Origin of the sequence: Fervidobacterium pennivorans DSM 9078 (assembly GCF_000235405.2) — a bacterium.
In the GTDB taxonomy this organism is placed as follows: Bacteria; Thermotogota; Thermotogae; order Thermotogales; family Fervidobacteriaceae; genus Fervidobacterium; species Fervidobacterium pennivorans.
On the sequence record NC_017095.1, the window covers coordinates 410655 to 426603 of the forward strand.

The 15949-nt window shown below is 38.8% G+C and carries 11 protein-coding genes and 1 pseudogene; 6 read left to right on the forward strand and 6 right to left on the reverse strand.

What is annotated here, in order from left to right; all coding sequences use genetic code 11:
- Window positions 1-21: 21 nt before the first annotated feature.
- The 6 genes and pseudogenes from FERPE_RS01965 to FERPE_RS01990 all read left to right on the forward strand — a co-directional run bounded on the left by FERPE_RS01965 (window position 22) and on the right by FERPE_RS01990 (window position 10091).
- Complete coding sequence (locus tag FERPE_RS01965; RefSeq protein ID WP_014451004.1) at window positions 22-3366, forward strand: YjgP/YjgQ family permease; 3345 nt, start codon at window positions 22-24, stop codon at window positions 3364-3366.
- Between the two features lie 10 nt (window positions 3367-3376).
- Window positions 3377-4732, forward strand: a complete 1356-nt coding sequence (gene tilS, locus FERPE_RS01970; protein WP_014451005.1) for a tRNA lysidine(34) synthetase TilS — start codon at window positions 3377-3379, stop codon at window positions 4730-4732.
- Window positions 4722-6572 carry an ATP-dependent zinc metalloprotease FtsH gene (gene ftsH / locus FERPE_RS01975; RefSeq protein ID WP_014451006.1) on the forward strand — a complete coding sequence of 617 codons (1851 nt, stop codon included), beginning with the start codon at window positions 4722-4724 and terminating at the stop codon, window positions 6570-6572. Before tilS ends, ftsH begins: the two co-directional genes overlap by 11 nt.
- Before the next feature lie 35 nt (window positions 6573-6607).
- On the forward strand, window positions 6608-7006 hold the full coding sequence (locus tag FERPE_RS01980) for a thioesterase family protein (protein WP_014451007.1): 399 nt from the start codon (window positions 6608-6610) through the stop codon (window positions 7004-7006).
- Window positions 7007-7046: 40 nt separating this feature from the next.
- Entirely contained in the window at window positions 7047-8453 is a 1407-nt protein-coding gene (locus FERPE_RS01985) for a B12-binding domain-containing radical SAM protein (protein WP_014451008.1), read from the forward strand.
- Between the two features lie 130 nt (window positions 8454-8583).
- Window positions 8584-10091: pseudogene (locus tag FERPE_RS01990) on the forward strand (IS1182 family transposase).
- Between the two features lie 4 nt (window positions 10092-10095).
- Here the strand turns inward: FERPE_RS01990 and FERPE_RS01995 are convergent.
- From FERPE_RS01995 to FERPE_RS02020, 6 genes are all read right to left on the reverse strand, one after another.
- Window positions 10096-10326, reverse strand: coding sequence for a TM0026 family membrane protein (locus FERPE_RS01995; RefSeq protein WP_014451010.1), 231 nt, complete (start codon window positions 10324-10326; stop codon window positions 10096-10098).
- Window positions 10327-10335: 9 nt separating this feature from the next.
- Window positions 10336-11142, reverse strand: a complete 807-nt coding sequence (locus tag FERPE_RS02000; RefSeq protein WP_041262771.1) for an ABC transporter ATP-binding protein — start codon at window positions 11140-11142, stop codon at window positions 10336-10338.
- Entirely contained in the window at window positions 11139-12134 is a 996-nt protein-coding gene (locus FERPE_RS02005) for an ABC transporter ATP-binding protein (protein ID WP_014451012.1), read from the reverse strand. Before FERPE_RS02005 ends, FERPE_RS02000 begins: the two co-directional genes overlap by 4 nt.
- 2 nt (window positions 12135-12136) lie before the next feature.
- Window positions 12137-12979: an ABC transporter permease gene (locus tag FERPE_RS02010; protein WP_014451013.1), complete on the reverse strand. Its 843-nt coding sequence runs from the start codon at window positions 12977-12979 to the stop codon at window positions 12137-12139.
- Between the two features lie 2 nt (window positions 12980-12981).
- On the reverse strand, window positions 12982-13998 hold the full coding sequence (locus FERPE_RS02015) for an ABC transporter permease (protein WP_014451014.1): 1017 nt from the start codon (window positions 13996-13998) through the stop codon (window positions 12982-12984).
- 106 nt (window positions 13999-14104) lie between these two features.
- Window positions 14105-15919 (reverse strand): ABC transporter substrate-binding protein, encoded by a 1815-nt coding sequence (locus FERPE_RS02020; RefSeq protein WP_014451015.1) that lies wholly within the window; start codon window positions 15917-15919, stop codon window positions 14105-14107.
- Window positions 15920-15949 lie beyond the last annotated feature (30 nt).

Here is a 15949-nt window from a genome sequence, read left to right on the forward strand (position 1 = left end):
TTTCTTCAGGAGGGATATACCCTGAAAACTCTCACAAAATACGTACTCAAACAATCACTTAAGCCTTTTTTCATGGGGCTCGCTGGGTTCATTGTCTTTGTAAGTGTCGAATGGTTATACCAAATCTCTGATTACATAATAAGAAACAGGGTAGGAGTTTCAAAGCTCTTATTGTTTGTCGCGTACAACATTCCTTACTTCACGGTTCTTGGTATACCGGTAGGTGTGCTTTTTGCGATATTTTGGGTGATTAGCGAAATGTCGACAAATAGGGAAATTACAGCAATATTGGTCCATGGAATCTCGTCAAAAAGGCTAGTGACCCCGTTTTTGATTCTTTCAATATTATTGGGATTTTTTTCTTGGCTTCTGAATGATTACATCGTTCCTAACGCAAATTACAAATCGTCTCAGGTATTGAATCTGTACATCCTTCAATCTCCGGAAACTGTTATCAAAACAAATATGCTTGTAGAGCTTGAAAAAGATGTCTACTTTTACGTAAAGCAATATGACAAGCAAAAAGGAGAACTATACGATGTCGTTCTTTTCAGAAACGAAGAAGGAAACGAACAGATTTTAACATCAAAGAAAGTCATAAAGAAAGAAGACGGCTGGTATTTGCTTGACGGTAACATGTATATTGTTGAGCTGGAGACTGGGTTTCTAAAACTGGATATGCAATTTAGGGAAATGAAGTTAGATGTCGCAGGCGAAATTGAACAGATGCTTAGAGCCTATAAAACAACTCGTGATAAGACTTCAAAGGAACTTCGCGAACAGCTCGAGACTTACAAAAAACTGGGCATAAACACTGCTTCTCTAACTGTAGAATTGCATCAGCGTTACGCAACAGCCCTTGGCTCTTTAGTTATAGTACTCATAGGCTTGCCTGTATCGTTACTCTTTGGTTTTTCAAGCAAATCCTGGAGTGTAATTTTGACGTTCGTACTCGTTGTGCTTTATCAGGGTTCTGGAGCATGGCTTTCTGGGATGGGAAAGGAAGGACTTATGGATCCAGTATTGGCTACCTGGTTACCAAACATAATGTTTGCAGTGGTCGGGCTCATACTCTACTTGCTTATGGATACGCCGATAGCTTACAAAGCAAGAGAAATTCTCAGTAAATTCTTTGTAGCATTTTTAATCTTTGTTTCCTTTTCTTTACTTCTCTCATCAACGGGGTTTGCTGGTGATCTGAAAGTTACTGCAAGTATTGCGAACTTTTCGGAAACTTCTGTTTTTTTAAAAGACAAAATTACAGTAGTATGGGATAAATACAGACTTGAATGTGATGAGGCCACTGCTACACTGGAGAATGGTAAGGTAAAAACAGTATTTGCTTCCGGAAATGTCTCATTCTACGATGGTGATAGGAAATACGTTGCAAAATCGCTTACTTACCACTTTGAAACAAGTAGAGTGCTCGTAGTTAACGCAAAGACCATCTATAATTACAATTACAAAGGTAAGAACGTTCCCATATACGTGTATGGTTCAGAGATAGAGGTCGAAAACATAAACGACGAGAGAATAATGCAAGTAGAAATACGTAATCCTTCAATAACTACTTGTAGCTATGAAGAACCTCACTATTTAATACTCTCAGAAGAAGTTTATGTTTTGGAAAATAAATACATCATTGCCACAAACTCGTTCCTTGTAGTTCTTGGAGTTCCCATTTTCCCATACCCAGTTTTTGTGACAGCACTCCAAGGTGAACCACCGTATTCTCTGACTTTTACTTTAGGTAATACATTTGGAGTTTCTCAAACCTTTGCTTTCAATGTTAACAACTGGAATACGAAGTTGGTTTTGGGAACAGACAACATAACGTTTCAAGCCAACGATAACATCACCAAGCTGAATAAAGTATCATACGACCTGAAAGCGGACAGATTTGAGTTTACGCTCTTTCCCCTAACTTATAGGTATTCCAACAAAACGGTATATTATAAATACGACGGCATGGTTTACCTTGAAGGTAACTATCTCTCAGATTCTAACTATTACCAGAGAATAGGGCTTTCATTACAAGATGAAAAGGCACAACTTTACTTTAAGCCTTACATAATGTACGACGCTCGTTTGACAGATACGATAATTCATATTAACGGTGGTGTTAAAAATGTGTCCTTTGTCATCTTAGATGCTAATATCCTCAGCCTTAGCTTCGATAATAACTTAAACCTAAGAACTGATGGATATTTAGCATCGTTACAAAGAGATTGGATGCCAACGTACCGAGGTACATATAATTTGAATATCGCCAATAATGTCATTAAGTATACTCTCAACCTGTCTGGCGTATTGTCCGAAAGCGATCAAAACACAACTTTTCTTTACACCTACCAATTTCCCTGGACTTTTAAATGGGACTCATTCACCACCAATTTCAACTACACTTTCAATATCAAGGCAGTTTCAAACATATCTGCAACAAAAACAGAATCACTTGGCATGTTTGACAGATACCTTTTAGATTTGAGTTATAGTATAGGTCCGTTCCGATTGACAGGTAGTTGGGAACAATCTTTTGCATTTTTAGATGAGCCAAAGACAACCAACAAAAATATTTTTAAACTTACATTTAACTTAAACTCTGACAAGCTAAGGGCAAGTGTTAGTAGAGGTATCGACTTTCTTAATAGCAAACAATTACCAGACACATTTACTATAAGATATTCGGAACAATTTGGTTCAGTTAATGCAAGCGGTTTAATCTCAGGAACATACGACAATAATAACGCAAAGCTTGGTGTTCAGAACATCAATTTTGGAATTGGTTTCAAAGATATTCAGGCAAATTACTCTCTACAATTTTCAGTAATTCCTGGAAATCCAATAGCAGTGTTTGTCCACACTCTAAAATATTCCAACCTCAGTGCAACGATTTATCAAAAACCTGATTATATAGAGAGAGCCACTGTGTCCGGTTCGTTTAACTTGTTTGATTACAATAGTAAGATAAGCGGAACTTACCACGTGCGAACAGCAGGGGCAGAACCAAATTGGAGCTTGTCTTACAGCATGGAAAAGAAAGATGAGAAATATGTAATATCGTACAACATAGATAATACAAAAAGGTATCTTCTTGAATTGAGCACAAAAAAGATAGATCCAAACATTTATATAAAGATTAGGTACGACCCATCAAGAAATGTTATTGATAGCATGAATTTATCAATTGATAAGTCCTTGCACTGTTGGAGGCTTCTTATAGGTGCAGACTTATCATACAAAAGCACTGGTAACTGGTTAGATTTCTTGGACAGGCTTACTCTTAAATTATATCTTACGGACATATCTGACATTTTCTTCCTTTTGGATCCAAAGACAGGTCAATTCCAATTCAGTGGGATGTGATAAGAAAAATATGACATATTTGACAGATTTTAGCTCTCGGGAGTTTGAAAAGCTCGACCTTTATGAGAAGTTCAAAAGGATAATAGATGAATACGCCTCAGGAGTAAATTCGTTTCTTCTTGCTGTTTCCGGTGGAATCGACTCGATAACTATGCTTGATTTGTTTTACAGACTAAAAAAGGAAAGGCAAAACTTACGAATAGGTGTTGCAACGTTCAACCATAAACTTCGCCCAGAAGCTGACGAAGAAGTTGAGTTTGTAAGAGCCGAGTCAGAGCGAATGGGATTTACATTCTACACAGATTCTGCCGATGTCAGAAGTTATTCTCGGCAGAATAAGATGTCGATAGAGGAGGCTGCAAGAAATCTTAGATACAGGTTTCTCGAACAGGTTATGAAAGAGCACCATTACGAATTGACAGCAACTGCCCACAATGCTAATGACTTACTTGAAACAATGATAATGCGATTCACAAAGGGAACAGGCCCTTTTGGACTGGCTGGACTGAAGATAATTTCGAACAATTATTTCAGACCCATGTTATTTTTTACCAGGCAGGAGATAGAACTTTATGCAAAGAATAGGAATTTGGATTATGTAGTTGATATGTCAAACTACGATGAACACTATCAGAGAAATTATATAAGACACAGCATAGTGCCACTTCTCAAGAAAATCAACCACAAACTTGAAAATGCAGCAATTTCGTTAGCACTTAGTATTTGGGAAATGGATGAATATGTTGAACGTGTGATAGAAAAAACGGAAAAGTATATCTTGGATAACAGATTAATTTTTAAACTACATAGCGACCCATTTTTACAAATCGAACAACTACGTAGGTTCTCACTCCGATTCTTTGGTAAACCATTGGATAGGGAAAAGATTGAGCGTTTTTCAAAAAATGTGATTAAATCTAAATCATTCAAGGTCTCATTTTGGGGTGAACTTGGGGCTGAAGTATCCCATGGATGGGTAATGCTTGGAAATATCAAACGTTTTGAACCTTTTAAATTTGTTATTGAACTATCGGATGACGACGAAGATTATACAAGGAAACTCATGAGAGGTATAGAAGTTAACGGATACTTTATTAATTTAGTAGTTCGTGGTATAATTAAATCTGATATCCCTAAAATTTCCTTGATTGTGAGAAATTGGAATGAAGGTGACAGAACTTTTGAAGGGAGAAAGTTGAAAGAAATATTCAATGAAAAGAAAGTCCCAACTTTTGTGAGGAGGTTGATACCGATAGCTGTGTTAAACGAACGGGTAGTTTACGTACCAGAATATTACAAATCAAAAATCCTTGATGAAATGGGATTGGAGATTGTTTCGAAAGGAGGTATAAATTTTGAATCGTAACCTGAGTTCTATTATTTTTTTCATACTCACAGCTCTCTTTCTCTTCTGGGTTTACCAAGGATTGGTAAATTCGAAAGGTGTTGTAGAAATAAATATGAGTTACAGTGATTTTGTCAATCGCTTGGGTAACGGAGAAACTGACATAGCAAAGGTAATTATCAAAGACGATGGAAATATTTCAGTCGAAACAAAGAACGGGAAGTTGTATTCAGTTTATGCTCCTTGGTTTAGATACGACGTCGAGAAAATCAATAAACTCGTCGAATATGGGATTATTGTCGAAGGCGAACGAAGTGTTGATAGTTCATTTTGGATAAATGTAATAGGAAACATAGCGATGTTTATAATAACACTGCTACTTTTTGCCTTTATAATCCGCGGACTTGGGAGAGGGAACAACCAAGCCTTTAATTTTACAAAAAGCAGAGCAGAAAAAGTAGGACCCAATAAAATTAAAGTAACGTTCAAAGATGTGGCTGGCGTTGATGAAGCAGTTGAGGAACTTAGGGAAACCGTTGATTTTCTAAAGAACCCCGGAAAGTACGCGAAAATTGGTGCACGAATGCCTAAGGGGATACTGCTTGTAGGACCTCCAGGTACTGGAAAAACGCTACTTGCACGTGCGGTTGCTGGTGAAGCTAATGTTCCATTCTTCCACATAAGTGGTTCTGATTTCGTTGAGCTGTTTGTTGGTGTTGGTGCTGCGAGAGTTAGAGACCTTTTTGAACAAGCAAAAGCAAACGCACCGTGTATAGTTTTCATAGACGAAATCGATGCCGTTGGTAGGCATAGAGGGGCTGGCCTTGGTGGAGGACACGATGAGAGAGAACAAACATTGAACCAGTTGCTTGTGGAAATGGACGGATTCGATGTTAATCAGGGAATCGTAGTTATGGCTGCGACAAACAGGCCAGATATACTTGACCCTGCGCTTTTAAGACCCGGCAGGTTTGACAAGAAAATCGTTGTGGATCCACCAGATGTAAAGGGACGTGAAGCAATATTGAGAGTCCATTTAAGAAACAAACCAATAGACAAAGATGTAGATGTTTCTCTACTAGCTAAAAGGACTACGGGATTTGTGGGTGCAGATTTAGAAAACTTGGTCAATGAAGCTGCTCTTTTGGCGGCAAGAGCAGGGAGAAACGTTATTAAGATGGAGGACTTTGAAGAAGCGATAGACAGAGTAATAGCTGGACCTGCAAGAAAATCAAGGATGATATCTGAAAAGCAAAAGCGCATAGTTGCCTATCACGAAGTAGGCCACGCTATTATAAGTTCTTCCTTACCAAATGCGGATCCTGTGCACAGAATTTCTATTATCCCACGTGGTTATGCAGCTCTGGGTTATACCTTACATCTTCCAGCGGAAGATAAATACCTTGTAAGCAAAAGTGAACTCCTTGATAACATAACGACACTACTCGGTGGAAGGGCTGCTGAAGAGCTCGTTTTTGGTGATTTTACAAGTGGTGCAGCAAACGATATAGAACGTGCAACGGAAATCGCAAGGAAGATGGTATGTGAGTACGGAATGAGTGATAGCTTTGGTCCACTTGCATGGGGAAAAACGGAACAGGAAGTCTTTCTCGGTAAAGAACTCACCAGAATTCGTAACTACAGTGAAGATGTCGCAAAACTTATTGACCATGAAATTCAAAAAATAGTGATGAGCTGTTATGAACGAGCAAAACAGATACTTGAAAAGAACCGCACTAAAATGGACCAGATAGTTGCGGTATTACTTGAAAAAGAAATTATGAGTGGCGAAGAACTGAGGGCTATGTTAAATGGTAACGAGGAAAGCGGGAAGCCTGAAGATGAAGTAGCGGCAAATTAACGTCTTTAGTGAACAATCTACAAGGGGGAATGGGAATGGAACGTTTTGAAAGCCTTTTAGGATTAAATAAATCTTTTGAAATTGCAACCGATGAATCAATGGTTTGGGACGAAGATAACGAGCTTTCCTATCTTCATCTGGTCTCTACATCGTCTCTTTTTAAAGAAATAAGTGCCACTTCCTTTGAGTTGTTGAACAATTATTTGACCGAAGATGAAACCTCGGTTGTTACAAAGGTTGAAATTGAACACATGGCACCTGTTGTTGTTGGAGAGCGCCTTGTAGCTGGCCTAAGGATAACAGATGTCTCTAAAAACCACGTTACATTCAAAGCACTTATTTTGAGAGAATCTCAGAAAATTGCGGAGATTAACCTGACACGCGTCGTTGTTTCCAAGAATTACTTAAGAAGAAAAGCATTTGAACATTCATGATTAAAAAACAAAAAGACAAGAAAGGTGAATAACTTAAAAGATGAGAAGACCGCGTAGTTCGGAAGCTTTTAAAGAGTATAGCTATGTTTTAAAATTTAGAAACTCTGAAAAGATTGTTAGAAAAATAGAGGGCAACCTTGGTAGGGTTGCCCTCATTTTCCCAAATTCCTATGCAATTGCGAGTGGTTCGTTGGCTTGGAGTTGGGTGCAAACTCTACTGACAGAACGTGGATTAAATGTTCAAAGATTTTTCTACGAAAGTTGGTTTGCACGCTTTTATTCTATGGAGGACCAGATTCCTTTAGACGAGTTCCCGGTATGGTTATTCACGTTACAGTTTGAAAATGATTTGATAAATGTAGCGGATATACTTGTTAAAAAAGGCATCCCTTTGTCAGTATTTGAACGACAACCCTACCATCCGATAATTATATTTGGTGGACCTGTAATGCTTTTCAATCATGAATTAGTAGACGAAATAGCTGATTTTGTATTCGTTGGAGATTTAGAATGCAGTATTGATGAATTCTCAGAAGCGTTGCGATTTGATGAGAAAGATGATATAATCAGACATCTGTTGAACATCAATCAAATCTGTTCCAGAAAGTACGGAAAATTGAAATTTTCAAATTGCATTGGCAACTTAAGCCCTGTGCCAGTAGCCCACTTCATAACCCCCTTTTCACCATATAAAAATAAATTACTTGTTGAAATAGGACGAGGGTGCATTCGTAGATGTGCGTTTTGTGTAACCGGTTATACGAAGAAGCCTGTGAAATTCGCAAGCCTTGATGAAGTCATAAACGTTTTTGAAAAGCACAAAGGTTACGAGTACGGATTGATAAGTGCAACAATAACGGATTATCCTTATCTTGAAGGATTATTAGATTACCTCGAGGCTCAAAATATAAAGTTTTCAGTCTCCTCAATGCGAGCAGATAAAATTAACAAACGACTCTTGATGTTGTTAAAAAGCACAGACCATCATTCTTTCACGATAGCACCTGAAGGTATATCACAAAAGATGAGAGATATCATGCTTAAGGATTTAACAACAGAACAGATTGTCAAAACCCTTAAGTTAGGAAGAGAGGTCGGCTTCAAACATGTTAAGTTTTACTATATTATAGGACTTGAAGAAGAGGACGAGAGTGATTATGCAGAGTTTTTCGACTTTCTAGAAACTGTAGTTGATATGGGCTATCAGGAAGTCGTGATAAGTGTCAATCCACTTGTGCCAAAACCGTTCACACCTTTTGCCGATAGAAAAATGGTAGAGAAACGAGAGTATGAGGAAAAAACGAAGTTCATAAGAAGAAATCTTCCGAAAAAAGTCAAAGCAGACTTTGAAAGTTACAAGCTAAGTAGAATACAATACGAGCTCTCAAACTTAAAAGGTCCTCAGACAGTAGTTTATCTGAGACAAATCATTAAGACAGAAAAATAAAAAACGCGGAACTTAAGTTCCGCGTCAGACTGTTGACAAAGTATAACTTGTTCAAGTATAATCTCTTCAAAAGAGGATCCTTTCCAAACAGGATCCTCTTTTTTTTACACAAATAGTAGGAGGAATATACATGCTGACCATCAACAAAGATAAATCACGCAGAGAACAAATCGAATCCGTCTCCATCGAGCAACTCGTCCCTCATGACCACCTCGTCAGAAAAATCGAATCCGCCATCAATTTCGATTTCATCTACGACCTTGTCAAAGACAAGTACTGCCTCAATAATGGCAGACCTAGTATTGACCCCGTTGTGTTAATTAAAATTACCATTATCCAATATATGTTCGGCATAAAATCCATGCGTCAAACCATAAAGGAAATACAAACAAACGTCGCATACAGATGGTTTCTCGGATTCGGGTTTTCTGATACCATCCCTCATTTCAGCACGTTCAGTAAAAACTACGAACGTAGGTTCAAAGGAACCGATTTGTTTGAGCAAATCTTCAACAAAATACTGCAGCAAGCAATCGAGCATGGCTTGGTAAATATGGATGCCGTGTTCATGGATTCAACACACATCAAAGCAAGTGCGAACAAGAAAAAGTACGAGAAGGTATTTGTAGAGGAGCAAACCAAGACATACAAACAAGCTTTAGAAGAAGAAATAAACAAAGATAGGCAAAAACACGGATTGAAGCCTTTGGATTTCACACATGAGAAAGTAAAACTGAAGGAAATAAAAATAAGCACGACAGACCCAGATAGCGGGATGATAAACAAAAATGAAAAAGAACACCAGTTCGGATATTCTGCACACATAGCATGCGATAAGAACGGGATAATACTAAGCTGTATAACAACACCAGCAAATGTCCACGACAGCATGGTGTTTGAGAACTTATTCAATAAAACAAAAAGAACGCTGGCAAATCGAAAAGGGCAGCTTTGGATGCAGGATACAAGACTCCACCGATATGTAAGCTATTGATGGACGAAGGTATAGTCCCGTGCATGCCATACACACGTGCACAACACAAAGAAGGGTATTTCAAAAAAAGACAATTCGTATACGATGAATATTACGATTGCTACATATGTCCACAAGGGCAGATATTAGAATACTCAACAACAAACAGAAAAGGGTACAAAGAATACAAATCGGATCCGAAGGTATGTGAGAAATGTGAAGATTTAGGTAGATGTACAAGCAGTAAGAATCACACGAAGATAATCACCCGACATGTATGGGAAGAATACATGGAAGAAGTAGAGTATTTAAGGCACACGAAAGAATGTAAAGAGTTGTACAAAGAAAGAAGCAAGACGATAGAGAGGGTATTTGCGGACTTGAAGGAGAAGCACGGTATGAGGGTGACGATGCTGAGGGGGATAGAAAAGGTGCACATGCAAGTGTTATTGACTTGCACATGTTTTAACATGAAAAAATTAGCGAATTGGATATGGAAAAAGGGGAAGGGAGGTCCAGGGAAGGGCAAAAATTTGGAAGTTTTATTAGAATTTTTCTCAAAAGTTGTATTGGCGATAATAAAACCCCACCTTTCGTTTATCGAAAAGTGGGGGTTTGTCAACAATCTGACGCGGAACTTAAGTTCCGCGTTTTTTTTACTCTGAAATTTTACGATTTCTTATCTTTTTTCTTTTTTTCTTCTATTTCTTGCTCTTCGAGTTCCTTTTGCTTTTTTTCCTTGGTTATAACAAAAATCAGAACAGTAGTCGTAAATACCATGAGTGCCAGGTTTAGATAAAACTCGAATGGTTTAGGTCCCTTACCTAAATAGTATGTTAGTACTAAAAGTTCAAGCACGAAAGCCCAAGCAAATATAGTTAAAACAGCGCGTGTAAACATATTTGAACATCACAACCCTTCAAGTTTTCTGTATAATTTTGGAACACTTTCGACAAGTAGTTTTGTGTACTCATGAGATGGTTGCAAAACGACCTTGTCAGGATGTCCGCTTTCGACTACTTCACCATCCTTCATTACAAGTATTTTGTCGGAAACGTAATAAGCAAGACCTAAGTCGTGTGTGATAAAGATGATAGAGGTTCCCTGCTCTTCCCTCAGCTCTTCAAGCAATTTAATTATACCTCCACGACTTGATGCATCAATCATAGAAGTTGGTTCATCTGCAACTATTAGTAGAGGTCTCAAAATCCAGCATCTTGCAATCATTATTCTCTGCTTTTGACCACCGGAAATCTGGTGTGGATATTTTCCAAGAACATCCTTTGGGTCTATTCCAACTTTGAAAAGTGACTCTTTTATTATCTCCAGACCTTCTTTTTTACTTTCGGGTTTCTTCTCCAGTAAATTCACAGCTTGCCAAAGTGTCCTTTCAACAGGATAAAACGGATTGTAGCTTGCGAATGGATCCTGGAAGACTGCGTGAACTTTCCTTCTTAGCCATTTCAAATCTTCCTGTTTTCTAATGTCTTTCCATATATCCTTACCTTCAAATAATATTCTTCCACTTGTAGGTGGAAAAAGTCTTAGAATCATTTTTGCAGTTGTTGTTTTTCCGGAACCACTTTCGCCAACTAGTGATAAGATTTCTCTTTCTTTCACCTCAAAAGAAACATTTTTTACAGCATGTATATATCTTTTTGAAAGGAATCCTATTGAAAAAGTTTTTGTTAGATTCTCTACGACTAGTCTACTCATAATTCTTTCGCCCCCTGGTGGAGAAAACATGCGACCCTTCTACCAGTTTCAACCTCGATTAGTTCAGGTTCTTTTTCTTTACATATATCCATTGCATAAGGGCACCTTGGATGGAATCTGCAACCTGATGGTGGATTTATAAGATTTGCAGGTGCACCCGGTATTACACTGATACCTCTTGTCCTTATCTCTGGTTCAGGTGTTAAAACAGAATTCAACAAACCCGTTGTATATGGATGAAGAGGTTTTTCCAATATCTTTTCCATATCAGAAAATTCCACAATCTTTCCTGCGTACATAATTATCATTCTATCGGCTATTTGTCTGATAGTCGCAATATCGTGCGTTATAAAGACTATACTTTTGACAATTCCTGCTCTTTTCAACTGCATCAGAACTTGCAATAGCACCTTTTGGTTGACAACATCCAAAGCAGAGGTTGGTTCATCAGCCACAAGCAATTTAGGATTTAGAAGCGTTGCAATAGCGATAACCGCTCTCTGCCTCATTCCACCACTCAATTCAAATGGATATCTGTTCAACCACAAGGGATTGAGACCAACTTCTTTGAACCTTTCTTCAGCTTTCCTTAGAAGTTCCGATGGTTCAATACCATGCGATTCTGCCAAATGTTCAACATATTTCGACATTTTGAGAGTGGGCATGAGTGCGTTCATCGCACTTTGAGGAATAATGGTTATATCCCTACCCCAAAATCTGCGTTTCACTTCTTCCCTGGACATTGCAGAAATTTCTTCAAATCTCCCTTCTACTTTTAAAAAGATTTTTCCATCTACCAACGTCAGTGGTTTGAGCATATTCATGAATATAAGGTTGGAAAGAGTAGTTTTCCCAGACCCTGATTCACCTACTATACCGATAACTTCACCCTCGTATATTTCAAAGGATACGTTGTCGACAGCCTTAACTGTGGCCTTTTCTAATTTATAATACGCCTTAGCATTCTCAACTTTTAATAGTACTTCCTTCACTTTTATTCCTCCCTCAAACGTGGATTGAAAACTTCATCCATCGTGGTGCTTATAACCATCAAAGAAGCAGTTACAGCAACGATTGCTATTCCAGGTGGGACGAACCACCACCAGAGTCCTCTCCTTATACCGTCCATTAGCACCGACCACTGAAGCATCAGTCCTAATGATATTCCTTGGGTAGGTCCAAGACCTATCAAACTCAAGCCTGCTTCACCCATTATTCCACCGTTGATGAACAAAACGAAGGACATAAATGCGTATGTTGCTATAGTTGGTAAAAGGTCCTCAACAACCAACCTCAAGTCAGAATATCCCGCCATCTTTGAGAGGTAAACATATTCGCGAGACATAACACTCATTAACTGAGCTCTTATGGCTCTCGCATACCACGGCCACTGGAAAAGACCAAGAATAACTGCAACGACTTCTAAGCTCCTAACACGAAGGTAACTTGCAATCAAGATAGCAATTAATATGGAAGGCGTTGTCAAAACAATGTTTGTTATCGCCATCAAAATGTCGTCGATGATTCCTCTTTTAACAGCTGCCAAACTGCCTATAATGGAACCTATCACTAGTGAGATTATTGCTGCAAGAAAGCCTACATACAGAGAAGAACGAATACCATGAAGTAGCTGTGCTAAAATATCACGTCCGTATGTATCTGTTCCAAGCGGGTGGTTAGCAGATGGTGATTGTTCAAAATCCCAACTCATTTGCGTTGGATCGACTTTGTAAAAATATGGACCTAAGAGCCCACTCAAAAGAAAGAAAAGGAATATTGTTATTCCAATTATGAATTTTTTGTTCTTAAAAAGCGGTTTTATCATTGTTAGCAGCATATTCATTCCTCCTGACCAAGTCTTATCCTTGGATCAATTAAAGCATATACAAAATCAACAACAAAGTTTGCAAGGTAGATTGAAGCGATAAGGATAACGAATATTCCTTGAATCATCGGATAATCAAGGGTTGTGAGACCCTTGAAAAGCAGGTAACCTGTTCCAGGATAGTTAAAAACTATTTCCGTTATTAATGCTCCACCCAGTGCTCCACCTAAGCTTAATGCGAGTCCCGTGATTTGTGGTAACAGAGAATTCCTATAAGCATACTTGAATATTCTTTTATCTTCCATTCCAAGGTATTCTGAAAATAGAGCGTAATCGCTACCAAGTTCATAGACTATCATAACCCTCATTCCTATTGCCCATCCGCCCATCGCAGAGAGAACAATCGATGCAAACGGCATTATGTAATGTTTTAAAACATCGATAATGAAACTCAAGCTAAAGCTTGGAATTGTCCCTTGGGAATAGGCACCTTGGACTGGTAACCAGCCCAACTTCACACCGAATAGATAAATGAAAATCATCCCAAGCCAGTAGTAAGGAATCTGCGAAAGAATCATGGAAGATGTCAAGACCCATTTATCTATCCACGTGTTTCTCTTATAGCCTGCTACTGCTCCAAGTCTGTTACCGAGCCACCAGGCAGTTAATGTTGCTGGAAGTAGCAGAACAAGTGTCCATGGAATAACAGGTACAATTAAGTCCGTTACTTTTCTCGGATAGTATGTTATTGAAACTCCCAAATCTCCTCGAAGAGCTTTTGATATGAAGTTGACGTACTGAAATATTACCGGTTTATCTATTCCGAATTCCTCAAGCAAAACTCTTTCGGCTGCTCTAATAGATTCAGGATTTGCTTGAGCAACACGGGACAAATTTGATAGAAGTTGAGAAAGAGGATTACCGGGAATTGCGCGTGGTAGTATGAAAACTATAGTGGTAGCAACTATATATGTTAGTAGAAGAAATAAAAACCGTCTTCCAATAAACTTGAACAAAGGCTTAAATTTCATCTTGTCTATCACTCCTCGGTTTTTATTTTACTAATGGTTTCAGAAACTTGTAGCTTAATAAACCGGTCCCCTGAGAGGGACCGGGATAGTTTGTAAATTTTGTAAATTATTTCTTTGCCAACTGTAAGTCTTTGAAGATTTTTGATGTTGGTATACCAAGTCCACCTTTATCTGTTGTTTCAAGCCATTTTGGAATTGGTTGAGGGTTCTTTGCAGAGGAAATTCCAAACAGAACTGGCCATGTATCAGCGTGCCATGGGGCTGGTCTGAACCAGTAGGGGGTGTCTTGGTTCGGCCAGTTGACCCAGTATTTTGTTGAGTATTCATACCAGTGGGCTGTGTAGAATGCGGGTATTGACGGCATATCTTTTGCTATTATCTCCTGAATTCTAAAGTATGCGTTCTTTCTCACTGTTGGATCAAGTGTGGATACTGCTGTGTCAAGAAGTTTCACTATTTCGTCGTTATCGTAACGTTGCCAGTCTCCTGCCCAGGTGACTTCTCCTACAGGAGCAGAGAGTCTTTTATCGAGAACGAATCTGTAAATGTTGAATGGATGATCAAAGCTTGGTCCAACGCTCCAAGAGATAATCATGTCGAATGTTCCTTTTGTCATCCTGTCAGCCCAAACGGTGAAGTCTGGGAATTCAGTTATTACCTCGATGCCTATTTGCTTCAAACTTTTTGCTATCAATTCGCACATCATCATCCAATCTGTCCAACCGTATGGAACAGAAATTGTGTAAGAAAGCTTCTTCCCATCAGGTCCGACCCTTATACCATCTTTACCAACTTTGTATCCTGCGTCGTCAAGAATCTTCTTTGCTTTGTCAAGGTTATAATCTGGCCTTCCATCAGCTGTTCCGAAGGTTTTCTTCCATAGCTCGTAGTTGATATACTGTTTGTTTGGCTCGAAAAGGTCGATGACAAATGACGGATGAGCTTGACTTCCATATCCGAAGTATGCTTTTTCTAACATATCATCGTACGGGATAGCATGTGCAATAGCTTTCCTTACTCGCGGATCAGAGAGTCCTGGTTTTGTGTTGTTTAGGTATACAAATCCAACACCATCAGGTAAGAAGTATGGTTTGGATTTGTACCATGTTCCAACTGGTAAATTCTTCTTTTGCCACATTTCCCAAACACTGGGGATGAACAATCCTGCCCAGTCTACGTCGCCTTTCTCAATAGCCAGTGTCGCTGTTGGGTTGTCCTTGTAAATGACATGTGCAATGTACCTTGGTCTTGGTAATCCAAAAATGGACTTGCCCCACCAGTTATCAATTCTTTGATAGACAACAATGTCTGGGGTGTAGAAGTAGAGTTTGTAAGGTCCAGAAACAACTTGTTCTGATGGTTTGTCGTTAATCCAATCGCCTATGTTAATTTTCTTTGCTTTTAAACCTTCGTAGACATGTTTTGGCATTGGTTGTGCACCGAGAGCATATGAAAGGAATTGGAAATAGTTAAGAGGTTTAGTCTTTGCTTTGAATTCAACTACTTTGGCTCCAATGCGGTTTATAGATTCAATGTAGTTGTCCCAACCCGCTCCAGGACCTATACCGAGTTCTTTCGTAAGTTGGAATGTGTACATGAAATCTTCTGAGGTTATCTCTCTTCCGTCGCTCCACTTTGCTTCTTTACGGATGTAAATTCTTACAGTAGTACTGTTTACAAACTCGTACTTTTCAGCAATAACTGGAATCCAAGCGTCTCTTCCAAGGTCATACTGGAATGCTGGTAGATACAAAAACTGATCAGTTCCCCATGTTGACTGTGCTGCATAAAGATTCCAGGTAGTTGCTGGTCCCCAAAGTGCTCCTGCAATATAAACTGTTTCTTCTCGTGGCAATGTTACCGCCGCCAAGGTTAACGAGAGAACCAAAAGCAAGAGTAAAAACGTGCCAAATCGCCTCATACAAACACCTCCTTAAAAGTGTGATGGAAA

What these genes read in the sequence shown, in the direction of transcription:
- tilS (WP_014451005.1), top strand. Translation starts at nt 3,377, where the DNA reads ATGACATATTTGACAGATTTTAGCTCTCGGGAGTTTGAAAAGCTCGAC.
- FERPE_RS01980 (WP_014451007.1), top strand. Translation starts at nt 6,608, where the DNA reads ATGGAACGTTTTGAAAGCCTTTTAGGATTAAATAAATCTTTTGAAATT.
- FERPE_RS01985 (WP_014451008.1), top strand. Translation starts at nt 7,047, where the DNA reads ATGAGAAGACCGCGTAGTTCGGAAGCTTTTAAAGAGTATAGCTATGTT.
- FERPE_RS01995 (WP_014451010.1), bottom strand. Translation starts at nt 10,326, where the DNA reads ATGTTTACACGCGCTGTTTTAACTATATTTGCTTGGGCTTTCGTGCTT.
- FERPE_RS02000 (WP_041262771.1), bottom strand. Translation starts at nt 11,142, where the DNA reads ATGAGTAGACTAGTCGTAGAGAATCTAACAAAAACTTTTTCAATAGGA.
- FERPE_RS02010 (WP_014451013.1), bottom strand. Translation starts at nt 12,979, where the DNA reads ATGCTGCTAACAATGATAAAACCGCTTTTTAAGAACAAAAAATTCATA.
- FERPE_RS02015 (WP_014451014.1), bottom strand. Translation starts at nt 13,998, where the DNA reads ATGAAATTTAAGCCTTTGTTCAAGTTTATTGGAAGACGGTTTTTATTT.
- FERPE_RS02020 (WP_014451015.1), bottom strand. Translation starts at nt 15,919, where the DNA reads ATGAGGCGATTTGGCACGTTTTTACTCTTGCTTTTGGTTCTCTCGTTA.